The organism is Ruegeria sp. AL3 (assembly GCF_056536065.1).
The window spans coordinates 339,089-360,164 of record NZ_JBQFJG010000002.1 but is presented as its reverse complement, the minus strand read 5'-3'; the positions used below and the strand labels follow the sequence as shown (position 1 = coordinate 360,164).

General features: G+C 56.4%; 22 protein-coding genes and 1 pseudogene. 20 read left to right on the top strand and 3 right to left on the bottom strand.

Annotation, left to right across the window (positions count from 1 at the left end; all coding sequences use genetic code 11):
* The first annotated feature begins 14 nt into the window (after nucleotides 1–14).
* Both ACR3E6_RS18120 and ACR3E6_RS18115 read left to right on the top strand, forming a co-directional pair.
* Nucleotides 15–983: a zinc transporter ZntB gene (locus ACR3E6_RS18120; RefSeq protein WP_171637219.1), complete on the top strand. Its 969-nt coding sequence runs from the start codon at nucleotides 15–17 to the stop codon at nucleotides 981–983.
* Nucleotides 984–1,104: 121 nt separating this feature from the next.
* Nucleotides 1,105–2,436, top strand: a complete 1,332-nt coding sequence (locus ACR3E6_RS18115; protein WP_171637216.1) for an MFS transporter — start codon at nucleotides 1,105–1,107, stop codon at nucleotides 2,434–2,436.
* A 115-nt stretch (nucleotides 2,437–2,551) separates the two neighbouring features.
* Here ACR3E6_RS18115 and ACR3E6_RS18110 read toward each other — a convergent pair whose 3' ends face one another.
* Complete coding sequence (locus ACR3E6_RS18110) at nucleotides 2,552–2,722, bottom strand: hypothetical protein (RefSeq protein WP_480488550.1); 171 nt, start codon at nucleotides 2,720–2,722, stop codon at nucleotides 2,552–2,554.
* Between the two features lie 259 nt (nucleotides 2,723–2,981).
* Between ACR3E6_RS18110 and ACR3E6_RS18105 the strand changes: the two genes are divergently transcribed.
* The 17 genes and pseudogenes from ACR3E6_RS18105 (at nucleotide 2,982) to ACR3E6_RS18025 (ending at nucleotide 18,308) form a co-directional block, all read left to right on the top strand.
* The gene (locus ACR3E6_RS18105) at nucleotides 2,982–3,482 is read left to right on the top strand and encodes a Dps family protein (protein WP_171171700.1); all 501 of its coding nucleotides are present in this window, start codon (nucleotides 2,982–2,984) and stop codon (nucleotides 3,480–3,482) included.
* A gap of 50 nt (nucleotides 3,483–3,532) precedes the next feature.
* Entirely contained in the window at nucleotides 3,533–3,817 is a 285-nt protein-coding gene (locus ACR3E6_RS18100; RefSeq protein WP_171637212.1) for a sll1863 family stress response protein, read from the top strand.
* Nucleotides 3,818–3,849: 32 nt separating this feature from the next.
* Nucleotides 3,850–5,124, top strand: a complete 1,275-nt coding sequence (locus ACR3E6_RS18095; protein WP_480488547.1) for a DUF2254 domain-containing protein — start codon at nucleotides 3,850–3,852, stop codon at nucleotides 5,122–5,124.
* A 292-nt stretch (nucleotides 5,125–5,416) separates the two neighbouring features.
* Nucleotides 5,417–5,851: pseudogene (locus ACR3E6_RS18090) on the top strand (IS6 family transposase); the annotation flags it as partial.
* Between the two features lie 158 nt (nucleotides 5,852–6,009).
* On the top strand, nucleotides 6,010–6,936 hold the full coding sequence (locus tag ACR3E6_RS18085; RefSeq protein WP_480488545.1) for a hypothetical protein: 927 nt from the start codon (nucleotides 6,010–6,012) through the stop codon (nucleotides 6,934–6,936).
* Nucleotides 6,937–7,020: 84 nt separating this feature from the next.
* Nucleotides 7,021–7,977, top strand: coding sequence for an AAA family ATPase (locus tag ACR3E6_RS18080; protein WP_171205901.1), 957 nt, complete (start codon nucleotides 7,021–7,023; stop codon nucleotides 7,975–7,977).
* A complete protein-coding gene (locus ACR3E6_RS18075; RefSeq protein WP_480488543.1) occupies nucleotides 7,974–8,879 on the top strand; it encodes a DUF58 domain-containing protein in 906 nt (301 codons plus the stop codon). The genes ACR3E6_RS18080 and ACR3E6_RS18075 overlap by 4 nt, the downstream gene beginning before the upstream one ends.
* Nucleotides 8,876–9,247, top strand: a complete 372-nt coding sequence (locus tag ACR3E6_RS18070) for a hypothetical protein (RefSeq protein WP_171637203.1) — start codon at nucleotides 8,876–8,878, stop codon at nucleotides 9,245–9,247. The genes ACR3E6_RS18075 and ACR3E6_RS18070 overlap by 4 nt, the downstream gene beginning before the upstream one ends.
* On the top strand, nucleotides 9,240–10,199 hold the full coding sequence (locus tag ACR3E6_RS18065) for a VWA domain-containing protein (protein ID WP_480488541.1): 960 nt from the start codon (nucleotides 9,240–9,242) through the stop codon (nucleotides 10,197–10,199). Before ACR3E6_RS18070 ends, ACR3E6_RS18065 begins: the two co-directional genes overlap by 8 nt.
* Nucleotides 10,199–11,098 carry a vWA domain-containing protein gene (locus tag ACR3E6_RS18060; protein WP_171723925.1) on the top strand — a complete coding sequence of 300 codons (900 nt, stop codon included), beginning with the start codon at nucleotides 10,199–10,201 and terminating at the stop codon, nucleotides 11,096–11,098. The genes ACR3E6_RS18065 and ACR3E6_RS18060 overlap by 1 nt, the downstream gene beginning before the upstream one ends.
* Nucleotides 11,095–11,769: a tetratricopeptide repeat protein gene (locus tag ACR3E6_RS18055; RefSeq protein WP_171637199.1), complete on the top strand. Its 675-nt coding sequence runs from the start codon at nucleotides 11,095–11,097 to the stop codon at nucleotides 11,767–11,769. The genes ACR3E6_RS18060 and ACR3E6_RS18055 overlap by 4 nt, the downstream gene beginning before the upstream one ends.
* Nucleotides 11,766–12,956 carry a hypothetical protein gene (locus ACR3E6_RS18050; protein WP_480488538.1) on the top strand — a complete coding sequence of 397 codons (1,191 nt, stop codon included), beginning with the start codon at nucleotides 11,766–11,768 and terminating at the stop codon, nucleotides 12,954–12,956. The genes ACR3E6_RS18055 and ACR3E6_RS18050 overlap by 4 nt, the downstream gene beginning before the upstream one ends.
* Nucleotides 12,957–13,057: 101 nt before the next feature.
* Complete coding sequence (locus tag ACR3E6_RS18045; RefSeq protein WP_171637197.1) at nucleotides 13,058–13,777, top strand: response regulator; 720 nt, start codon at nucleotides 13,058–13,060, stop codon at nucleotides 13,775–13,777.
* A 9-nt stretch (nucleotides 13,778–13,786) separates the two neighbouring features.
* Nucleotides 13,787–14,944, top strand: a complete 1,158-nt coding sequence (locus ACR3E6_RS18040) for an FIST N-terminal domain-containing protein (protein WP_480488536.1) — start codon at nucleotides 13,787–13,789, stop codon at nucleotides 14,942–14,944.
* Between the two features lie 2 nt (nucleotides 14,945–14,946).
* A complete protein-coding gene (locus tag ACR3E6_RS18035; protein ID WP_480488534.1) occupies nucleotides 14,947–17,202 on the top strand; it encodes a hybrid sensor histidine kinase/response regulator in 2,256 nt (751 codons plus the stop codon).
* A 45-nt stretch (nucleotides 17,203–17,247) separates the two neighbouring features.
* The gene (locus ACR3E6_RS18030) at nucleotides 17,248–17,922 is read left to right on the top strand and encodes a hypothetical protein (protein ID WP_171637194.1); all 675 of its coding nucleotides are present in this window, start codon (nucleotides 17,248–17,250) and stop codon (nucleotides 17,920–17,922) included.
* Nucleotides 17,919–18,308, top strand: coding sequence for a hypothetical protein (locus ACR3E6_RS18025; RefSeq protein WP_245218211.1), 390 nt, complete (start codon nucleotides 17,919–17,921; stop codon nucleotides 18,306–18,308). The genes ACR3E6_RS18030 and ACR3E6_RS18025 overlap by 4 nt, the downstream gene beginning before the upstream one ends.
* A gap of 15 nt (nucleotides 18,309–18,323) precedes the next feature.
* On the opposite strand, the gene ACR3E6_RS18020 is transcribed toward ACR3E6_RS18025, so the two are convergent.
* Nucleotides 18,324–19,136, bottom strand: coding sequence for a quinoprotein dehydrogenase-associated SoxYZ-like carrier (locus ACR3E6_RS18020; protein WP_210093077.1), 813 nt, complete (start codon nucleotides 19,134–19,136; stop codon nucleotides 18,324–18,326).
* Between the two features lie 122 nt (nucleotides 19,137–19,258).
* On the opposite strand from ACR3E6_RS18020, the gene ACR3E6_RS18015 reads away from it, so the two are divergent.
* Nucleotides 19,259–20,290, top strand: a complete 1,032-nt coding sequence (locus tag ACR3E6_RS18015) for a quinoprotein relay system zinc metallohydrolase 2 (protein WP_480488531.1) — start codon at nucleotides 19,259–19,261, stop codon at nucleotides 20,288–20,290.
* 5 nt (nucleotides 20,291–20,295) lie between these two features.
* Here the strand turns inward: ACR3E6_RS18015 and ACR3E6_RS18010 are convergent, their stop codons facing one another.
* A complete protein-coding gene (locus ACR3E6_RS18010) occupies nucleotides 20,296–21,075 on the bottom strand; it encodes a pentapeptide repeat-containing protein (RefSeq protein ID WP_210093075.1) in 780 nt (259 codons plus the stop codon).
* Nucleotide 21,076: the final 1 nt, after the last annotated feature.

Below are 21,076 nucleotides of genomic sequence, written 5' to 3'. Positions count from 1 at the left end.
AAATAGGATCGCCAATGAACACACAAACAGTCACTCCCATCTGTGCGTTTGATATAGTAGCGGGCCAAGCAGTCCCTGTCTCTTCAGATTGGCCAGAACCCTTCGCAAGGCAGCAAAACGGCTACCGCTGGATTCATTTCGACCTCGCCGACAGCGGCTTGAGGCAATGGGCATCCGAACAACTGCCAAACATAGCCGCGCAAGCATTGCTTCAATCCGAAACGCGACCACGATGTGATCTGCACGAGGATGGCATCATCCTGAACCTACGCGGCGTTAACTTGAACCCTGACGCGTCTCCGGAGGATATGGTTTCACTAAGGCTCTGGGCCACAGAAAGAACTATCGTATCTGCCCGTGTGCGCAAAGTCTGGGCAGCAGACAATTTTCGTCTAAGAGCCGAAAGCGGTTCGGGGCCGGAAAGTGTCGGTGCATTTTTGGCAGAACTTGCTGCGGGGCTCACAAAGCGGATTGAGGCTGTTTCCCTTGAACTTGAAGACGAGACAGACTCTCTCGAAGAGGTTGGACTTTCAGGAAATGAAATCAAACCAGAGAGCATTGCGCGATTGCGGCAAACGGTGATCAAACTTCGGCGCTATATCAGCCCGCAACGCGATGCGCTCGACGCTTTGTCCTCATTGAAAAGTAGCGTAATTCACAGCGACGCATCCGTATTGGTCAATGAAACCGCGAACCGCACTCGCCGTACACTTGAGGAACTGGACGCAAGTCGGGATCGCTTGACTGCCCTTCAGGAGCAAATGGACGCCGAACACGCGAATGCGCTTGCTCGAAACGGCTATCTCTTGTCTGTCGTGGCCGCGATCTTTCTGCCACTTGGATTTCTGACTGGTCTATTTGGCGTGAATGTTGCTGGCATGCCCGGCTTGAGTGCGCCCTTTGCGTTTTGGGCGCTGACACTGGCGTCGGTTGCCATCGGAATTGCACTTTACGTCGTATTCAAACTCTCGAAGTGGTTGTAGCGAAAGTAGATTGCCAAAGGTTGACCAAACTGCTGTACAGAAAGCCTTGATCACCTTCGCCAAATCGCTATTGCGAGCAAAATAGCTTCTCATTTCTCAGTTTGACATTAGGCTGGACCCGATGTTCCGACAGCTCTTACCGATATCAGCGTTACTTCTTGGTTCGGGGCTTCTTCTGTTCGCAGGTGGTGTCCATGGTCTGATACTTCCCGTTCGTGGCTCTTTCGAGGGTTTTTCCGCCAGCTCTCTGGGCCTTTTGGGAACGGGGTGGGCAGTTGGCTATGTCGCAGGATGCCTTGTTGCACCAAGGCTTGTTGGAGCAGTAGGACATATTCGAACCTTCGGCGTAATGTGTGCTCTTGCCGCCGTAACGATCCTTTTCCAGGCTGTGGTAGTAGAATCGTGGGCTTGGATACCGTCGCGCGCAGTTTCAGGATTTTGTTTTGCTGGCGCGGCAATGATCGTCGAGTCCTGGCTCAACGATAAGGTTGAACCCAATACGCGTGGTACAGTCTTTGGCGTCTACACGATGGTTAACCTGGGTGCGGTGACAGCCGGTCAGATGGCTATCTCACTGGGAGATGCAACAGGTTTCATCTTCTTTGCCATTGGTGCGATGGTCTATTGTTTGGCGCTTATACCAACAGCCCTGTCAACCTCTGAGTCGCCCGCACCCCTGACATCTGTGCGTCTCGACCTGCCGGCGTTGTGGCGAAACTCACCAGTTGCGGTTGCCGCGGTCTTTCTTGTTGGCATTTCAAATGCAGCATTTGGGACGCTTGCTGCGGTGTATGCGGATCGCGTCGGGCTATCACTTACTGCAATTGCTTTGTTCGCGAGTATTCCGGTTTTAGCCGGAGCCTTTGCGCAAGTCCCGATTGGTTTTGCAAGTGATCGAATGGACCGGCGTAAAGTCTTGCTGTTTACAGCGGGTGTGGCTCTCGCTTCGGACCTGGCTTTCGTCCTTCTTGCGCCGGAGTCGCGCGTCATGAACCTTGCTTTGGTCGGGATGTTCGGCGCTGCAATTTTTGCGATGTATCCAATCATCGTTGCGCACGCGAACGACCATGCTACGCCGGGCACCTCGATTCAGGTTTCAGGTGGGTTGCTGATGGTCTACGGGCTGGGATCGATTGTCGGGCCGCTGATAGCAGGTGTAGCAATGACTGGATTAGGGCCACAGGGCCTGTTCATGACAACTGTGGCAGCGCATTGCCTGATGATTGTATTTACGTTCTGGCGGATTATGGCCAAGTCAGCCGTACCTGAAAGTGACAAAACCGCATTTCGCGTCAGCGCTCCGGCAAGGGTGGTTACGCCTGAAACTGCCGTCCTTGCTGTCGGTGAAGATGAGGCAATTTCTCTTGCTGACGCCGAGAGCGGGCTGGGCGCCAGCCCCGATGTGAAGGATAGTCTGGCGCCAAGAACTAATTCTGAAGACAGCCCTTCCTAGTCGTCCCCAATGTGTTCGCGGCGCGCTAGGCTGGTCAACTACCGGCGCGAAGGTGAGAATTGAACATCACCTTAATCAAAAATGGTTTTCGCGCGGGGCTCTGTGAATGTTCCTGTCATTCATCCACAACACGAAACTCGCCGGAAGGCGCATCAGTCGGTGGTTCTTCAAACTCATTGGAAATCAGACCGCGACGGATGAGTTCTCGAATGGCGGCCGCTCTGGAGGGCAGTCTGTTCTCGAACCGCCAATCATCGATGACTTTAAGCTCTTCGAGGTCGAGCATCAGTTGCAGTTTTTCGGTGCGCTTTGGTGGTCGATTTTGATCAGACACTGGCATGACCTCAGTAGCTTACGTCAGTTACTCCAAGCATGTATGGCATTGGGCCTGCGTGTCTACATCAATATTGGCATGTGGGGCAGGATACCCAGGATCATGAAGCACCCCATGATGCGTCGGATACCCATAATAAGTATATGTTTTTATTTGTAATTTTTTGTGTCCCCCTTAGTTTTTACTCCATAAGCAACGAAACGGAGTGAATATGATACAGCAAGTATTGAAGTCTGAAGTTCAGGAAGAAACGAACGATACAGGCATCGACAAAAATGCGTGGATCGCCAACGCGGTGACGGAAATACTGGCCGATACAATGATCCTGATGGTGAAAACCCAAGGCACACATTGGAACGTTGTGGGCCCACTATTCCTGCCGATCCATGAGCTGACAGAGCGTCAGTATCGTGACCTGTTCGAGGCCGCTGATGAATTGGCCGAGCGTGTGCGCGCGTTGGGTCAGGTGGCACCGATTTCGTTCACTGACATGGTTAGTCAGGCAAAATTGACCGAAGAAGAGACGGTCAAAGATGCGGAGGGCATGATCAAACAATTGGTTGCAGACCACGAAGCGATTGCCCGGAACCTGCGTGAGACTGCCGCGACCGCCGCCCGTTATGGCGATGGGGCTACAGAGGATCTGATGAACGCCAGGATGGCGAAGCATGAAGAAGCAGTCTGGATGCTCAAGGCGATTGTTGCGGCCTAGTGGGCGGCTCCCGTCGATCTGAACCACAGTTTGCGAAGAAAGGAAAAACGATGACACGCGTTGGGTACGAGAAAAAGGCACAGCTGCAACTGGATAGTTGGAATGCCCAGATTGATGTTCTTGAAGCCAAGCTGAAAGTGGCGGAAGCGGATGCCAAGATCGAGCTCGAGGAACAACTCAGCATGCTCTACAAGGTAAGGTCTGACGCAGAAGCTCAGCTGAAAGAGTTGAAGTCGACCAGCGACGAGGCCTGGGAAGATGTCAAAGAGGGCTACGAGGCTGCATGGAATGACATGCAGAGTGCTTTGAAAAAAGCGGCCGACCGGTTCGCGTAAAGCAGGGTTCGTCAAGAAAGCGCGTGTTGTGAATGGGGACTGGAATGCAAACACCCAGAGAATTAGTGAGATACTTTCGCGGGTTCCTAACCATCCCTGCTGCCATAAGTCTTTCAGGGCTTTTGGTGGCTGGGATTGTCTTCAAGACCGAGCAAGCGCTCGTACGTTGGGGTTGGTCCGCTTCCGATTGGCTCAGCGTTTCCAATCGCACTGCGAGCGATGTACTGAGCGCAATCTCGGCAGCATCCATGTCCGCGTTGGTCATGGTCTATTCCATTGTTCTGCTGGTCTACACTTTGGCAGCAGGATCTATTGGCCCCAGGCTCTTGCAGCGTTTTGGCGAAGACAGGGTAAACCAGATTGCAGTTGGTTCACTTGGAGCAACGTTTTTATACAGCTTGATGATCTTGTGGTTAGTACGCGATGACACATCAGTGAACCTAGCCGTGGTGGTTGGCATAATCTATTCGATCGTCTCAGTTCTATTGCTGCTGCTCTTCGTCCATACAGTATCGACGCGCGTAACCATTGATCAGGAGGCGGCGCGGATTTCTGAAGCCTTGGATCGCCAAGTGAGCACCGCGATCGAAAACAGTGCAGATATTCCATCCTCAGAGGCAATTCCTGAGGAGGGAGACAAGCGCCCGGTCCCGGCTTCGGGCACCGGATATGTGAACTCGATCAACACCGAAGAACTGGTGCATGCGGCCAAACAAGCAGGAGCAGTCGTCGTTTTTGATGTGCAGCCTGGTGACTTTATGGTTCCATCGGACATTTTGGCCAATGTTTATGGTGATATTGATGAGAACCTCAATGATCTGGTGCCGGCGGCAGCTCCGTTGATCCCCGCGCGAGACCCTAACGGAGATATCCGTTTTTCTGTCCATCTTCTCGTTGAAATCGCACTTCGGGCATTGTCGCCGGGTGTCAACGACACGTTCACCGCAATAGTCTGCATCGACCGTCTGTCGGCCTCTCTGGCCCGTGCGTGGTCGTCCAAGCTCTGCACGGGTGTGTATCGAGATGACGACGGAGCCGTGCGGGTGGTTTACCCATCCATCACGGCAGAGTCGTTGTTTAACGACTCGATGCCAGCTCTGAGACGCGCCGCTCGGGGCAATGGCCTCGTGACGGCCGCCCTTATTCGAGCTTTGGTGCGCATTGCTGAAGCGGCTCCAGAAAAGAAAGCGCGGGCTGTTGTAGATGAACTATCCGCAGTCAGAGATGAGACCCGAGAAAGCGATATGCTGGAGCGCGATATTGATAAGTTTTGTGGTCAAATCGAAACTGCAATTAAAAGGGTTTAGTCAACCGTCCTGGACATTTGCAGTCCAGCTCGGCTCTTTCGCAAACACTGTTCCCACCTGTCAGATCAAGCGTCGTCTTGGTAGCGCGTGCTCAAAATGACAGGAGCAAACCATGACGATCTCATTCAAGGGCGCGCATTTTCCGAAAGAGGGGATTTTGTATGCTGTTTTCTTCTATCTCTGATACGGTGTTCATACCGGGATCTGGAAGAAATCATGGCGGAACGTGGCGTTGAACTGGATCACGCACCTCTGAACCGATGGGTGAACCAATATGCCGGTCTTGTAGCGGATGCGTCGCGGTACAAAAAGCGCCGCTGATCGTTCATGGCGCATGGATGAAACCTATGTGAAAGTGAAGGGTGAGTGGGTTTATCTCTATCGGGCCATCAACAAACACGGCAAGACCCTGGACCTCATGCTATCTAAGCGCCGCAATAAGACCGCTGCGACAGAGTTTTTCTCTTGGGCGCTTGAGGTGAACGGTTTGCCACGGAAGATTGTCATCGACAAAAGCGGGCCAACACTGCCGGTATCAAAGCAATCAACAAAATGCTGAAAAGGTTTTGGCTGCCCGATCCCAATCGAGATGATCAGGCGGAAGTGTTTGAATAACATCGTGGAACAGGACCATCAAGTCATCAAACGTCGCATCAGGCCCATGTTGGGTTTCAGGTCTTTCTCTTCAGCTGCATCTGCCCTAGCCGGCATCGAACTGGTTAACATGATCCGCAAGGATCAATTCACGCCCGGAACCTGCCCGGTTCAGCAGGTTGCTCAGCTGGTGGGCTTAAAGGATCGTTATTCCCATCCAGGCGGATTTAAAAGAATTTTGCGAGAGTCCCGTATCCCGGATAGAATGCGCGTCACTTTGAGAGGGGCTGAATGCGGTATCTGTTGTTGCAAGTATTGGCGATTGTCGCTTTTGCAGGCGCGCTTTGTGCAGAAAAGAGCGATTATATCGAACTTGCACAGAGAGGATGGGGGTATGAGCTGCGGTCCACGATGCTGGGGCGCGACATGGCGATCCCCGTTCACATCAATGGCCGCGATCAGGCCGGTGCAGCCCTGTGCCTGGTTGGTGAAAAACCGCATCCGCAAACGCTTGTCGTTCTTGATACTTTTCGGGCGTTGCTGAAACACAGCTTCGGGCACCCGACACCCATGCGCTACGCAGGCCCATCTGCGCGCGATTGTGGAACCGGTCGAACCGTGGTTTTGCGATTGTATTCCGGGCACCCTCCCAATCGGGACCTTTCGTCAGATATCGACTGGCTCAGTGAACTCCACCAGCTTGGTTTGCCTGCGGGTCGAAACTATGTGGTGACATCACCGGCGATGGCACAGACCTTTTTTGGTTATCGGGGGCAGGGGACCCATATTGTGGTCAAACAACCGGCGCATGATCAAACCAGCAAGCTGGAAAGGGATTTTCACAAATCGATCCTGCTGGAAGAGCTGTTTCAGTCCTTCACCTTTGGCATGGACATCCTGCTATATGACAAATCGTCAGGGTTCTTGTCGAAATTGCAGGAAACGCCGGTAAACTTGCAGCGCCTGCCTTGGAGTTCGCACGACTTCATGCGCGCATTGTTGGATTCGAACCCAAGCGGTCTTTGTGCGTTTGACATCTTCATGATGCATGCTGTCGCGCAATCCCCGGTGGATCAAACCATAGACCCCGGCTTTATCGAATACATTGATGCCCAATATGACCGGCTATGGGCGCAGGCGGACGAAACCCTGGCCAATCCCAGATTTGCAGCCCTTTTTGATGAAGGCTGCACCAATTCGGTTCGTGTGCCCAGGTAATACCATCTGACGTGTTTTATCGGGCGGGTGACTCCGGGTAGCCTGAGCGCAGGCAATGCGCCCTCAGAGGCTATGGGAGGACATATGGATACGAGGCCTGAAAACCCGCCACGCGCCATTGCGGGATTGTCCGCGTATCTGTCGCAGGGGCTTATCGGTCACGCGCATCTGGTGGACTCTCTTTTGATCGCGCTGCTGGAAGGTGGTCATCTTCTTGTAGAAGGTCCGCCCGGGCTGGCGAAGACACGGGCGGTCAAATGGCTGTCAAACGCTGTCGAGGGCGGCTTTGCCCGTATTCAATGCACACCTGACCTGATGCCCTCTGATCTGACCGGAACACCGGTTTACCAGCCTCAGGAAGGCCGCTTTGAGTTTGTTCCGGGGCCGGTGTTTCACACTCTGGTGCTGGTTGACGAGATCAACCGCGCGCCGCCAAAGGTGCAGTCTGCCTTGTTGGAGGCCATGGCAGAACACCAGGTTACGGTTGGCAATGAAACATACGCTCTGCCGGATCCCTTTCTGGTCGTGGCGACCCAGAACCCCATTGAACATGACGGGACCTTTCCTTTGCCCGAGGCGCAATTGGACAGGTTTCTGCTGCATGTCGTACTGACATTGCCGGATCTGGAAACGGAACGTGAGATTCTTGATCTGGTCATCGCCGAAACCCGGAATGGGCCTCCGGACGCGCAGCGGATGACGCTTGAAGAGTTGAAGATTGCCCGCACCGAAGCGCAGTCGGTTCACGTCGCGCCAGAATTGCGGGACTATATCGTACGGCTTGTGCTTGCCACCCGTGAAGGTCCGTTTTCCGAATATATTGAACACGCAGTCTCGCCGCGCGGGTCATTGGCCCTGGCCTCGGCATCGCGCGCGCGCGCCTATCTGCGGGGCCGGGATTTCGCCCTGCCTGAAGATGTCGCCGCTGTTGCGCCCGATGCGCTGGCCCACCGCATGGTGCTGACCTGGAGAGCCGTTGCAGATGGGAAAAAGCCGCGCGAGTTGGTGGCCGACATTCTGAATGCGGTCGAGCCGCTGTGACGGGCGTGCTGGCACATGCGGGGGTTCGCCTGACGACCGAGGCCTTGATTGCATTGCGGCATATCGCATTGACCGACCGCGGCAACCCGACAATGACGGCCCTGCCCGGAGGATTTCTGACCCGAAAGCGCGGGCAGGGCGTCGAGGTTGCTGATGTACGCGAATATGTGGACGGGGATGACATTCGTCATTTGGATCGCGGAACGACCGCCCGCACGGGGCGTATGCATATCCGGCAGTTTCAGGAGGAACAGGACCGCGTCGCCCTGTTGGTTGCGGATTTTCGTGCACCGATGTTCTGGGGCATCCAGCGGGCGTTTCTGTCAGTCGCTGCCGCCGAAGCCTTGACCCTGATCGGATGGTTCATGGTTGAAAGCGGCGGGCGTGTCGGTCTTTTGGCGCTTACCCCCGGCGCACCCGTCATCGTCCCGTTGCGAGGGAAAACGCGCGGAATGCTGGATGTGATCGGTGGCCTGGTTCAGGCTCATGCGCGCAGTCTGACCGCGCTGCAAAAAGGTGAGGATGAAAGCTGGACGCTGGAACAGGCACTTGCCGGCGTTGAGCGCCTGACGCCGACGGGCGCCGAGATTATCATCGCGTCTGGCTTTGATCAGCAGGGAGAGGGCTTTTCGGACGTGCTGGACCGGCTCAATCATCGCCGCACCCCCAGACTGCTGCTTGTGACTGAAAGCAAAGCGCATGAGATGCCAAGAGGCTGGTATCCGATCCGCCTTTCAGATGGGCGGCAAAAGCGGGTCTATCTGGCCCGGGCAGAGCCTGCCGGCGAACTTGCGTTTCAGAAGGTGGCAACACATCCTGCGCTTGTCCTGAATGCCAGTGACCCGGTCGAACAAACCTCTCGTCGCATTTCGTCGGTTTTCGCGGCAAGATATGTGGCATGAGTGAGAAAGCACTCTCTGAAGCCACGATGCTGGCCAGCCTGCGGGATATCCATTTGCCCGCCGAGGCCGCAGGTGGGGCGGTTGCGGAATTCGCGGCTGTTCTTGGTATCGCGGCGCTGGCTTCGGTCGGCTGTGTCGCCATCTTGCGGTTGCTGAGTGTTAAGACCGCAGCAAACAGGCGGCCGGATCCACCGGATCGATCTGTTGAACAACCGGGGTGGTCCGTGGATCGCCGCAGGGTGGCTCTATTGCACAAACTGCGCGCTCAGAATCCGACGCGTTATGCAGAGTTGACGGGTGATCTTTATCGACCCGGTGGTGAACCGGATCTGGCGACCCTGCAAAAGGAGGTCGCTAGTCGTGTTTGAGCTTGCTGACCCCTGGATCTTGTTGGCGCTGCCATTGCCTCTTGTCATCACACGTTTGGTCAAGCCGCGGCCGGTTTTCGAGCGGGGGTTCCCAGTTCCGGACCGCATAGGCGGAATGCTTATGGCGGCCAGCCCACAGGCTCAGGCCAGGACCCGGACTTTGGCGGACCTCCTGATTTTGTGGATCATTTGGGGGCTCATGATTTTTGCACTGTCCGGTCCGCGCCAACTGCAACCCGTCAGCGCCCTGAAAGTGTCCGGACGGGACCTTGCGATTGTTCTGGATCTTTCGGGATCGATGGTGCGGGAGGATTTTTATCTCGATGGGCGCCAGATCACCCGTTTGCAGGCGGTGACACGCGTTGGATCCGAGTTCGCCCGACGCCGCGCCGGCGACCGGGTGGCCTTGATTGTTTTCGGGTCCGAAGCCTATTTCGCCACGCCTTTCACTTTCGATACCGAGGCTGTCGCGCGACGGATCCAAGAGGCCACGATCGGTATCTCGGGCCGTGCGACAAACATATCCGATGGTCTGGGCCTTGCTTTGAAGCGCCTGGCCGACAGCCAGGCGGTGTCGCGGGTCGTCATTCTGTTGTCGGATGGAGTGAACAACGCGGGCGCCACGAACCCCGGTGGCGTGGCCGAACTGGCGGCCGAGATGGGGGTGCGGGTCCATACGATTGCTCTGGGCCCGAAAGACCTGCAAAGCGCCGAACCTGGTGAGCGCGGCGTCGTCGATGCGACAACCCTGCGCGCCATTGCCGAAATTTCAGGCGGCGAAGCGTTTCGCGTCAAAACCACCGATGATCTTGTCGACGTGACTCAGGCCTTGGATCGGCTGGAAGCGACGGACAGCGCGGGCCTTACGGCCGAGGTCTACCGATCATTCTGGACCTGGCCCGCAGCAATGGCGGCCGCACTTGCCCTGTTGGCGGCGTGGAGGCAAGCGTGATGATTGAGCTGGATGTCACTTTACTCAGACCGGTCTGGGGGCTTTTGCTGCCTGTCATCTGCGGGGCAGGGTGGTGGTTGCTTTCCCGTGCCGGAGGGTTCGGAGCCTGGGACAAGATCACCGACCCGCAGCTTGTCCAGGCGATGGCCGCGATCGGCCGGATCGAAGGCGGCTCCTTCCCGCTCAAACCCGCTGCCTTGCTTCTGACCGCCGGGATCGTCGCGATTGCCCTGACCGGCCCGGCAATCGAACGGCGCGACGCGCAGACCTATCGCAATCTGGATGGCGTATTGTTCCTTGTGGATGCATCTGACAGCGTGGCGGAAGGCGACCGCTGGCCGCAACTGCTGAGCATGGGGCGTTTGGGTGTCAGTGCGCTTGGGTCCCGCCCCGGCGGCATCATCGTTTACGCGGGCGATGCCTATGTCGCCACGGATATGACCACCGATCACCGCCAATTGGGTCAAACGCTGTCGCTCATCGATGGACAGACCGTTCCGGACAAGGGATCGCGACCCGAACGCGCGCTGGCTTTGGCTTTGCAGCGGATGGAAGGGGCGGGCATCCTGGCCGGGGACGTCGTCCTGTTCACTGACGGGGACGGGCTGGGATCACCCTCATTGCAGCGGGTCGCATTGCTTGCTGCACGAGGGGTGCGCGTGTCCTTGGTGTCGGCTCACCGCACGACTGCGCAAATCCAAACCCACGCCGCGCTCGGCGGTGGCGCTGTCTTCACTTTGGACCAGTCAGATGATCTGGCCAATTGGCTGGCAGATGATGCCGCAACCCGCTTGATACGGGCGGACTATCCGGTGCTGTTCTGGCATGATCTGGGGCGGTACTTGCTGTATTTCGCATTGCTCCCCCTGCTGTTTTTGTTCTGGAGGGAAGGGGCATGAGGTGGTTCGCGATTGCAGGTGCCACTTGTATTGCCGTTGCCTTTGCGCTGGGCGGCGCTGCCCCTTTTGGCCGCGTCGCATTGGCAATCGGTCTGTATCCAATGGCTGCAAAACTGTTTTCCGACCCTGACTGGCAAGGTGTTGCCTTCTACCGTGCGGGCGTTTTTGACAAAGCAGCCAGTGCTTTCGAGCACGCCGGGAACCAGTACAACCTCGGCAATGCTTACGCCCGGACCGGCCAATTGGCCGCTGCGCTGGAAGCCTATGATCAGGCCATGGCCAGGGGAAACCTGGATGCCCAGGCGAATTTCGATGTGCTGGCCGCCTATTACGCAGGGCAGCAGATCACCCCAGAGGCGTTGAGCCTTTTCCCCGAACGGAAATCCGGCCCCAAGGCCGACAGTTTTGTCGCGCGCGGGAATGCGCGGGCGGCGGGAACCGGCAGTGAGGTCACGAACGCGAACACGATGCTGGGACTGGCGGAATTGGACAGTCGCGGGCAACTGGGCGTGCGCCGCATCTTTGATGACAAGTTCATGGTTGCCGATCTGCGCTGGCTCAATCAGCTTTCCGATGTTCCGGGTGAGTTCATGGCGGCACGGATCGCACACGAACACAAGCGCCGGGAAAAGCTTGGTCTTTCGCCTCCGGAAGCGGAGAACCCGGAATGAAGTGGCTGTTTCTGCTTCTTATTGCACTTCCGATGCAGGTTTTGGCGCAGTCGAAAACAGTGCTGCCCTCCGAGGCGTTGATCGAAGTTGCCATCGAAGACAATGCCCCGGTTCCCTTCACCCAAGAGATGGTGCTGTTGACGATCCGGGGTGTCTATCGTCGGCACATCACGCGCGAAGAGCTGATCCAACCCCGCCTGGATGGGTTCAGCTGGGCGCAACTGGGCCCGGACAGCTGGTCGGAGCAAAGGATCAATGGCCGGAAATACAAAGTGTTCACCCGACGGATGGCGATCTATCCTGTCGAGGCAGGCAAGCTTACAATTGGTCCGTTTTTGCACAGGTTGACCCTGACAGACGAAAATGACGACTGGTTCGAACACGAGATTCAATCAGAGCCGCTGACCATTCAGGTGGCGCAAGCCCCGGCCACCAAGGAGTGGTGGTTTCCGGTTCGCAAATTGCAGATTTCGGATCAGTGGTCGAATGCGCCGGATCAACTTGCACCGGGTGAGGGGGTCTTGCGCGTCATTCGACTGGAAGCTCTGGGCGCGACGCCCGAGATGATCCCGCCCATGCCCGAGTTGACCTCGCCTTCGGCCCTGATCTTCCCGCATCCTGAGAAACGGCTTGTCGAACTGACCCCGGAAGGGCCGGTCACCCATGCGTTCTGGCGCTGGACCATACGCCCTTCAAACGACACATCCGGCATCGTTGAACCCTTACAATTCAGTTACTTTGATACCGTGGCCCGTGAAACCCGAGAGGTCGTCATCTCACCACAACGCATTGCCTATGGCACGGCCATCGAAGACGTAAACCTTGGCGGCGCAGAGGCAGATGCGCCAGCAGCAACGCTGTTGGGTTGGCCAATGGCCGCAACCGCCATTGTATTTTTTTTGGCCGGTTTGGGGTTTGGAATGTCCGGTCACAAACTGGCCGTTTCAAGGGCACTGCGTCGCTTTGGGGTTTTTGATCCGTTGGCCCGGGAATTGCGACGCAGTGCCAGGGCTGGTCGCGCAGACAGGCTGCGGCAAGCGGCTTCTGCCGTCCTGCGCCGCGACGGCCCTTCATCCAGTCGACTCAAACACATGCAAGACTTTGACAGGCAGTATTTTGATCCCAATGCTGCGGCGCCCGATTTGAAGGCGTTTGCCAGGGTCTTCCTCGGGAACCAGACCGGCTGAGTCATCAAGCATTTGTTATCTATGGTATCTTTCGCGTGTCTCAAAATGAAACAGTTGAACTGATCGGGAAATGCTGTACCTTTCCTGTCGGAGGAGAAGCAATGCACATTGCGGGATGCCCTAAACCGGTGGACCAGGTGTCCAGCGTGCTTATCGTGGATGATCATCCGCTGTTCAGCGATGCCTTGGCCGCGGCGTTGCAGCTGAGCTTCGAGAACTGCCGAATTGAAAAAGCCAACACGCTGAAGCAGACACTTGAAATACTTGGCGCAGGCTTCAAGCCCGATCTGATCATGTTCGATCTGAAATTGCCGGACGTAACGGGTATCTCGGGTTTTCAGCAGCTACGGCAGCGCTGTCCGAATGCGCCGGTTCTGGTGATATCGTCACTGGCATCCGGAGAGTTGGTAAGATCTTTGCTGGACCACGGTGCGATGGGATTTCTGCCGAAAGATACGCCGGCGCAAACCCTGAAACACGCCATTCAGGAGATCAGCTCTGGGCGGAGATACGTACCCACCGAATACAACCGCGTCGAAGAGCTGAAGCCCTCCGAAAGCACCGTCTACCAATCCAGCCCCGAGCTTTCATCACTGACGCCGCAGCAGGTTAAAATTCTCAAGCTTATCTGCGTGGGCCAATCCAACAAACAGATTGCATATGAGCTGTCGTTGGCCGAGGCGACGGTCAAGGCACATATCACCGCTTTGCTGCGCCGCCTTGGGGTGCGCAACCGGACCCAGGCCGCTGTTCTGGTCGACTCGGTTGTCGCCAGACAGTCGCGACACGAACCGGAGGTCAAATCCTTTCTTCAACACTAGGGGGGACACATGCGGGATCTGGAGCATGAACCAAATTTCATTGCGATTGGCCGTTCCGATGATTTGGACCCGACGACCGCCGTTGAAGAAGCCTGCGCGGAAATCGACAGTCTGTCGTCCTGCTTTGTCCTGGCCTTTATTCCCAGCACTCTTGACCCGGCAGAGGTGTCACGTTGCCTGAACAGAAGACTTGCGGGTGTTCCAGTATTTGGCTGCACTACCGCAGGTCAAATCACGCGATCGGGTTATGAATCCCATGCGCTTTTGCTGTTGGCCTTTCCAAAGTCCAACTTTCGGTGTTCGTCCATTTTGTTCGAGTCGCTCAGGCCGCTCAATTCAATGGAGATCGCTGCCGCAGCGCAGCGACTGGCCGAAAGATTCCGCCACACGGCGGGGTGGAACAGGCTGGCTCTGGTGTTTACGGATGGATTGTCCAAGCAGGAAGACTTGCTGGTTTCAACGCTGGAAACCGTTCTGGATGGATTGCCGATATTTGGCGGCTCTGCCGGGGATGGCCTTCAATATGAAGAGACGTTCGTTTTTCACGGTGGCAGCGCGCACAACAATGCTGCCGTCCTGTTGTTGATTGAAACCAACCTTGGTTTTCAGGGTATCGGTCTTGATCATTTCCTGCCCATCGGGTCAGAGATCATCATCACCGACGCCAACCCGGAAGAACGGGTGGTGTATGAGATCAACGGGGCGCCGGCAGCGCAGGAATATGCACGACTGGTCGGGTGCGCGGCCGAAGATCTTTCGCCACTGGTGTTCGCGGAAAACCCGCTGCTTCTCAGACAGAACCTCAATTACTATGTACGTGCCATTCGTGAACCGATGGAGGGGGGATCCCTGTCTTTTCTAGCGGCGATCGATGACGGCCTTATCATGACACTGGGGCGCGGGAAGGAGATTATTGAAACGCTCGAAGCTGGGTTGAATGTGCGCGACAACACCGGGACGGCCCCGGATTTCATTCTTGGATTCGACTGTATTCTGCGGAAACTCGAAATCGAACAGAAGCAGTTGAGCAAACAGGTTTCGGATGTTTTGCAATCCCACCGGGTGGTTGGCTTCAACACCTACGGCGAACAGCAATCCGGCGTTCACATGAACCAGACCTTTGTAGGGGTCGCTTTCTTTGAACCCGAAAAGCGGGAACTGAGCTGATCATGCTTAATCCTGACGACCCGCCAGAGATCCAGATATCCAAACAGGCCAAGATCATTGATGCGCTGATGCGGCGCGCCAACCGTCAGAAAGATGTAGGCCCGTCCGCCTTTCTGGCGTTTCAATCGGCGATAGAGTTGCGGCAGCAGGTGATGAAGCAGAGTCGCGATCTGGAACGCGCGACCACCGAACTTGAAAGCGCCAGATACGAACGCGAACAAACCCGCAAGAGCCTCGTCAAGGCCCTGTCTTCCATGGAAGAAGGGTTTGCGCTGTTCACGGATGGTGATTTGAACCTGTGCAACGAGCTGTTTCAGGCGATCTTCCCGGATATGTCTGATGTTGTCGGGCCCGGCCTCAGCCTGGGTCGGTTTTTTCTGTTGGTGCAGAACAGTCCTGAATTCGTATCGTCCGATAATGGCATATCGAAAATGCTGGATGCGCTTGAGCGCAATTGCCATACCGGGATGGTGTCCAGCGACGTGATCGAACTGCGTGGGGATCGTTGGTATCAACTCAGCGCACAATACACGTCGCCTCAGAATGTGGTCATTCTGTTGACCGATATCACATCCGTTGTTCGCAGAAACCGTGATGAGAAAGAAACCCTTATTGACCGTCAGGAGGACTACCTTAAGGCGGTTTTCCAAAACATGAGCTCAGGCGTTTGCACGTTTTCGTCAGATACGAAGATCATGATGCACAATGCGCGGTTCCGGGAAATACTGAACCTGCCGCTATCCGTCTTGCAGGCAAATATGCCAGTGCAAACGCTTTTGGATCTGATGCGGGCGCGTGGGCTGATCAAGGCCGATGATGAACTCAGGATCGGCAAGTGGCAACACGAGCTGAAAAGTCGTGGCTGGTTGCGCAAACGTGTGCGCGACGGATCAGACCGCGTATTGGACATTCAGGTCAACCAGCTGCCGGATGGTGGTTTTCTGGTCGAGCTGAAAGACGTAACGTTCGAAGCACGCGCGACCGAAACCCTGGAAAACCGGGTTATGGAACGCACGGCAGAGTTGACCCATGCCAACGCCAAGCTGGTTCAGGAATACGAAGAAAAAGCGCGGGTGGAAGAGGCGCTGCGGATCGCAAAGGAACGCGCCGAAGCTGCGGTTTCTTCCAAGACACGATTTCTTGCGGCCGCCAGCCACGACCTGCTTCAACCGATCAATGCCGCAAAACTCATGATCTCGACCCTGCTGGAGATCACGCGTGAGACAGAGCTTCATGAGATGATGGAGCGGTTGGACGGTGCGTTTGGATCTGCTGAACAACTGTTGCACTCATTGCTGGATATATCGCGGCTTGAAACCGCTGACCCGGACACGGTCTCACCCACAGAAGTTAGCCTTGCTACGATGATTGCAGGGATACAGGGCGACCAAACGCTGGTGGCCGAGAGCAAGAATGTGACGCTTGATGTGGTTCCGTGTTCGGAAATCGTGAAATCCGACCCGGTCTATCTGTTGCGCTCGATCCAGAATTTGGTCGTGAATGCCATCCAGTATACCGAACCGGGTGGTCGGGTTCTGGTGGGGTGCCGCAGGCGCGGCGACAAGGTCATTTTGCAGGTCTGGGATACGGGTATCGGTATCGCACGCAAAGACCAGGAACGCGTGTTCGAGGAATTCACTCGGGCCGAAAACGTGCCATTGGGGTCCGGCATGGGGCTGGGTTTGTCCGTCGTGGACCGCGCCTGCCGGCTGTTGGGTCACAAGCTGTCGCTGCGGTCCAAACCTGGCATTGGTTCAGTGTTCAGCATAGAAATGGACAGGGTCGAAAGTGGGCCAAGCACCATCGAACCCTTGGATCTTCTGGCCAATACGGGCGACGTGCCGTTGGATTTCATCATTCTGGTGATTGAAAATGACCGCGATGTTCTTTTTGGAACAACCCAGTGGCTGGAACAGAACGGCGCCAGTGTTCTGCCGGCTCGGTCGCCGAAGGAAGCGCTGCAATTCATAAAAGACATAGGAATGCCCCCGGATATCATTCTGGCCGACTATCAATTGGATGATGGGGAAACTGGCGTGATGGCCATTCACCGGATCCGAGAGATGACGCAGACTCAAGTTCCGGCGATTCTGATCACGGCTGATCGCAGCGAAGCGTTGCGCAAAGACGGATTGCGGCATGAAATTTCGGTTATGGCGAAACCGGTCAAGCTGCCTCGGCTGCGGTCCTTGATCTTTTGGAAGATACAGAATGCCCTGCACGCGCAAACGCTCAACACCGACAAAAGTCGGCGATGACATGGGGCGATTTGCCCATACTCTCATCCTTGGGAGGGCCAGGTTATGAGAAGGCTTCTTTGCGGCATCGCCGTTTTGTTTCTGAGTTTGAAAGCCGTTTCCGCGGCATCGGTTGATGCCGAGCAAGCCTATGATTTGCTGTTCCAAAATGGCGTTCTGGACACAATCGAACGTGACAAGGAATTGATCTATCAGCGTACCGTCACAAACCGGCTAAGACCCGATGCGGCGGAACGCGATACCGGTCTTATCTCTCTCAGTTTTTTGGATGACGGGAACGAGATGGCCCATCTGGAATTTCGCCAAGATGACAAACACCGCGCCATGGGTGTTTTTCCGGCCAGCGTCGGCAATCCGATGATCATGGTTTTCTATGAAAGCGCCATCCGGGATATGGCCGAGTCCGCCGGAGGCAGCCCGTTTTACATCCGAAACCGTATCAAGGATGCGCTGGTTCAACCTGCCGAGATCGTCGAAGGCGAGGCGGCGATTGGTGGCAGAACCATCCCCGTTCGGACCATTTTCATGCGTCCTTTCGCCGAGGATCCGAACCGCGACCGGATGCAAGGGTTCGGAGACCTGGTTCTTCGCGTCACGGTGTCAGAAGAGGTTCCGGGCTGGTATCTGAGCCTTGTGGCGGAAGCTGTTTCCGAACGTGACGGCACGGCCGTTTATCGATCGGAAATGCGGTTTGAAGGAATGCAGGAGGGTCGCGAATGAAAACGTCAGGCCAAATTCGGGAACGCAGCCGCATCACCTTTACGGCCCTGGTCGCGGGCATTCTGGCCGCGCCCATTGCAGCGTCAGCACAAAGCGTTGCGGATCGGCTCAATGACTACCCGACCGCGGCGCGCGCGGATTACGTGTTTGCATGTATGGTCACCAACGGTCAAACCCGCGAGATGCTGGATAGGTGTTCATGCTCGATCGATTTGATCGCTTCGATCCTGCCGTATGAGCATTATGAACAGGCGGAAACTGTTCTGTCTATGCGTCGGGTCGGGGGAGAGCGTATGGCGTTTTTCAAAAGCGCGGTACTGGCCGAAAACATGGTGGCTGACCTGCGCCGGGCGCAGGCAGAAGCCGAGGTTGTCTGTTTCCGATAAACGCAGGCTCGTCCGTCAGCTGGCCGCGGCTTTGGGCAGGTCTTTTTCGAACGTGTTGCCCTCGGTATCCGTTGCCTTGACCGTCAACATGGTCGAGCCGTTGTCATTGTAGGCAAAACGGAAAGCCGGGTTTTCCGAGATCGAGATGCCGCCATCCATCGTGAACAGCAACTCATCGCCCTGCCAGACTTCGATATGGTCGATGAAATGCGCGGGGATGAACAGTTGCGTGACCTGATCGCGTTGCAGGCCGGAATAGTTCGGATGGCGGATCATGATCTGAGCTTCTCGGCGTGATGTGGAAATCTGCGCCTCTTCCCCAAAGCTGCGCAGCTTCATCTTGCCCATGGACGCCAATGCGACCTCTGGGTCTTTGCTGGCCGGTGCCGAACAGCCGCCCGACGCTTTGACAAACCGGCCTGTCATATGAAGCCCGTCAGGCGTTTCAGCGATCACGCGGACATTCGAATATTGGTTCACGCGAACGCGCATCTCGAAATCCAACTGACCCATGGCCGGTGAAAAGCTGAAGACGCCTGCGATCGGCGCCGGGTTTTCGTCGATAACGACGGTGGCAGCGGAAATCCGGGCATCGGGATCAAGCTGTTTCAAAACGATCGGCACCGTTGCGGCATCATGCGCCCGGTATGGGGCGTCCAGCGAAAGCAGCGTGTCCGCGTTCCCGATCTGGGCGTCGCCCACGACATCGTATTGCAGGTCCTTCCAGGTTTCGCTGTCGACCAGCGGATTTTTGATCGGCTGCTGTGCCCATGCAGGCAGGGACAGCGCAAGAGAAAGGATCGCTGCGGGTGCTAGTGCTCTGGCCATGGTGTCTCCTCCGGCAACCGGTGGCCAAGAATGTGCCACAAAATGCGGGGAAAATACATGCCGACGAAAGGCGCGGTGGTTCGGGCAGAGATCTATGCCAATGTTCCGGTCGGAGGGCTGCCATGTTTGAAGCCGTAATTTTGCTATGCGCGCAGGTCGCGGCAGAGCCATGCAGAGAACAACTTTTGCCGGGTTACGAAGCCCGATCCCAGGCTGAATGCGAGCAGAAGCTGAAATCAACTCCTCCGCCGCTGTCCGATCGGCGCAGCGGCGCGCCTTATTGCCAACCCATTGGCCTGGCTCTGGAATTTGAAGAAGCTGCGCCGGGTCTGTTCGTGCATCGCGGCTTGATAGCGGAACCCGACGCGGACAATCTGGGCGACGTGTCCAATATCGGGTTTGTCATTGGCCAGGAGAGTGTCGCAGTGATTGACACGGGAACGGCACCATGGATAGGCGAGGCTGTCTGGCGGGCCATTCGGGCCGAGACGGACAAGCCAGTCAGTCACGTAATTTTGACTCACATGCATCCCGATCACACATTGGGTACAGAGCCTTTGGCCCTTTCAGGTGCGCAGGTTGTGGGCCATGTGGGGCTGGAGAGAGCGTTGCTGGACCGGTTGGGCAACTATGTCGAAAGCCTGAGCGCCGCGATCGGCGAAAGCGCCTATGTGGGCATCGGGCCGATTTCCGTCGACATCGCCGTCGAAACCACGCACGAGATTGATCTGGGTGGGCGCAAACTGATCCTGCGGGCCTGGCCCCGGGCACATACCGGGAATGACTTGACCGTGATGGATGCAAACACCGGCGTCATGTTCACCGGCGATCTTGTATTTCACCGGCACACCCCGGCATTGGATGGTCAACTGATAGGCTGGCAACGCGTCTTGAAACAGATGACCGGGCTTGAGGTCACCCAAATCGTACCGGGCCATGGTGGGCCGATCCTGGCGTGGCCTGAAGGGGCCGAGGATATGATGCGCTATTTGAACATGCTGGAAAGCGACACACGCAAAGCAATCGACAGTGGCCAGCGGTTGGGGGATGCGGTTGAAACGATCGCTCAGGAAGAAGCAGTGCACTGGGACTTGTTTGACACCTACAACCCGCGCAATGCAACGGTCGCATTCACCGAACTCGAATGGGAATAGCCCGGTCAGCGAATGGCCCGATCCACGTTTTTCGCTTCGTTCAGATTGGCCTGATCTGCGCCCTGAACATCAGTCAGCCGCGTTGCCGTCAAATCGGCGTTCGTAAAATCGGCACCGGACAAAGTGGCCCCTGTCAGGTCAGCCCCGCCCAATGTGGCCATCGACAAATCGGCATTGGTGAAATTGGCGTTAGGCAATTTGGCAAATTCCAGATCGGCGCGGGACATTTGCGCATCAGTGAAATCCACGTCCGATCCACGAGCCGAGGACAGAACACCGCGCATAAGCCCCATGGATTGGTTGCGCATGTCGGCCGAAAAATCCGCCCCTTTGAATACTGCCCGGTTCAGATTGGCCTTGGTAAAATCGGCGGCCGTTCTGGCATTTGTGAAATCCGTATCGCTCAGATCCGCCCGGCTGAGCTGGGTCTGGAACAGCTCGGCCCCGACAAGCGATGCGCCTGAAAGGTTGGCGCCGATCATCCAGGATTGGCTGAGAATCGCGCCGTCCAGAGTGGATCCCGACAAATTGGTGCCGTTCAATGATGTCGCTCGCAGGATCGCGTTGCTGAAATCCAACCCGGACAAGTCGAGATTGTTCAGCCAGACCCGGGTGAAATCGGCAGGGGCGTCGGCCGTTGCAGCCGCAAGCCGGGCCACGACATCAGCGCGGGTCATTTGCGCTTGGGTCATTTTGGGCAGAGTCATGTCAACGCCGCTGAGTGGGGACTGGCCCAGGGCCGAGAGGGGCGACAGCGTCAGAAAGATGATCAATACGTGTTTCATG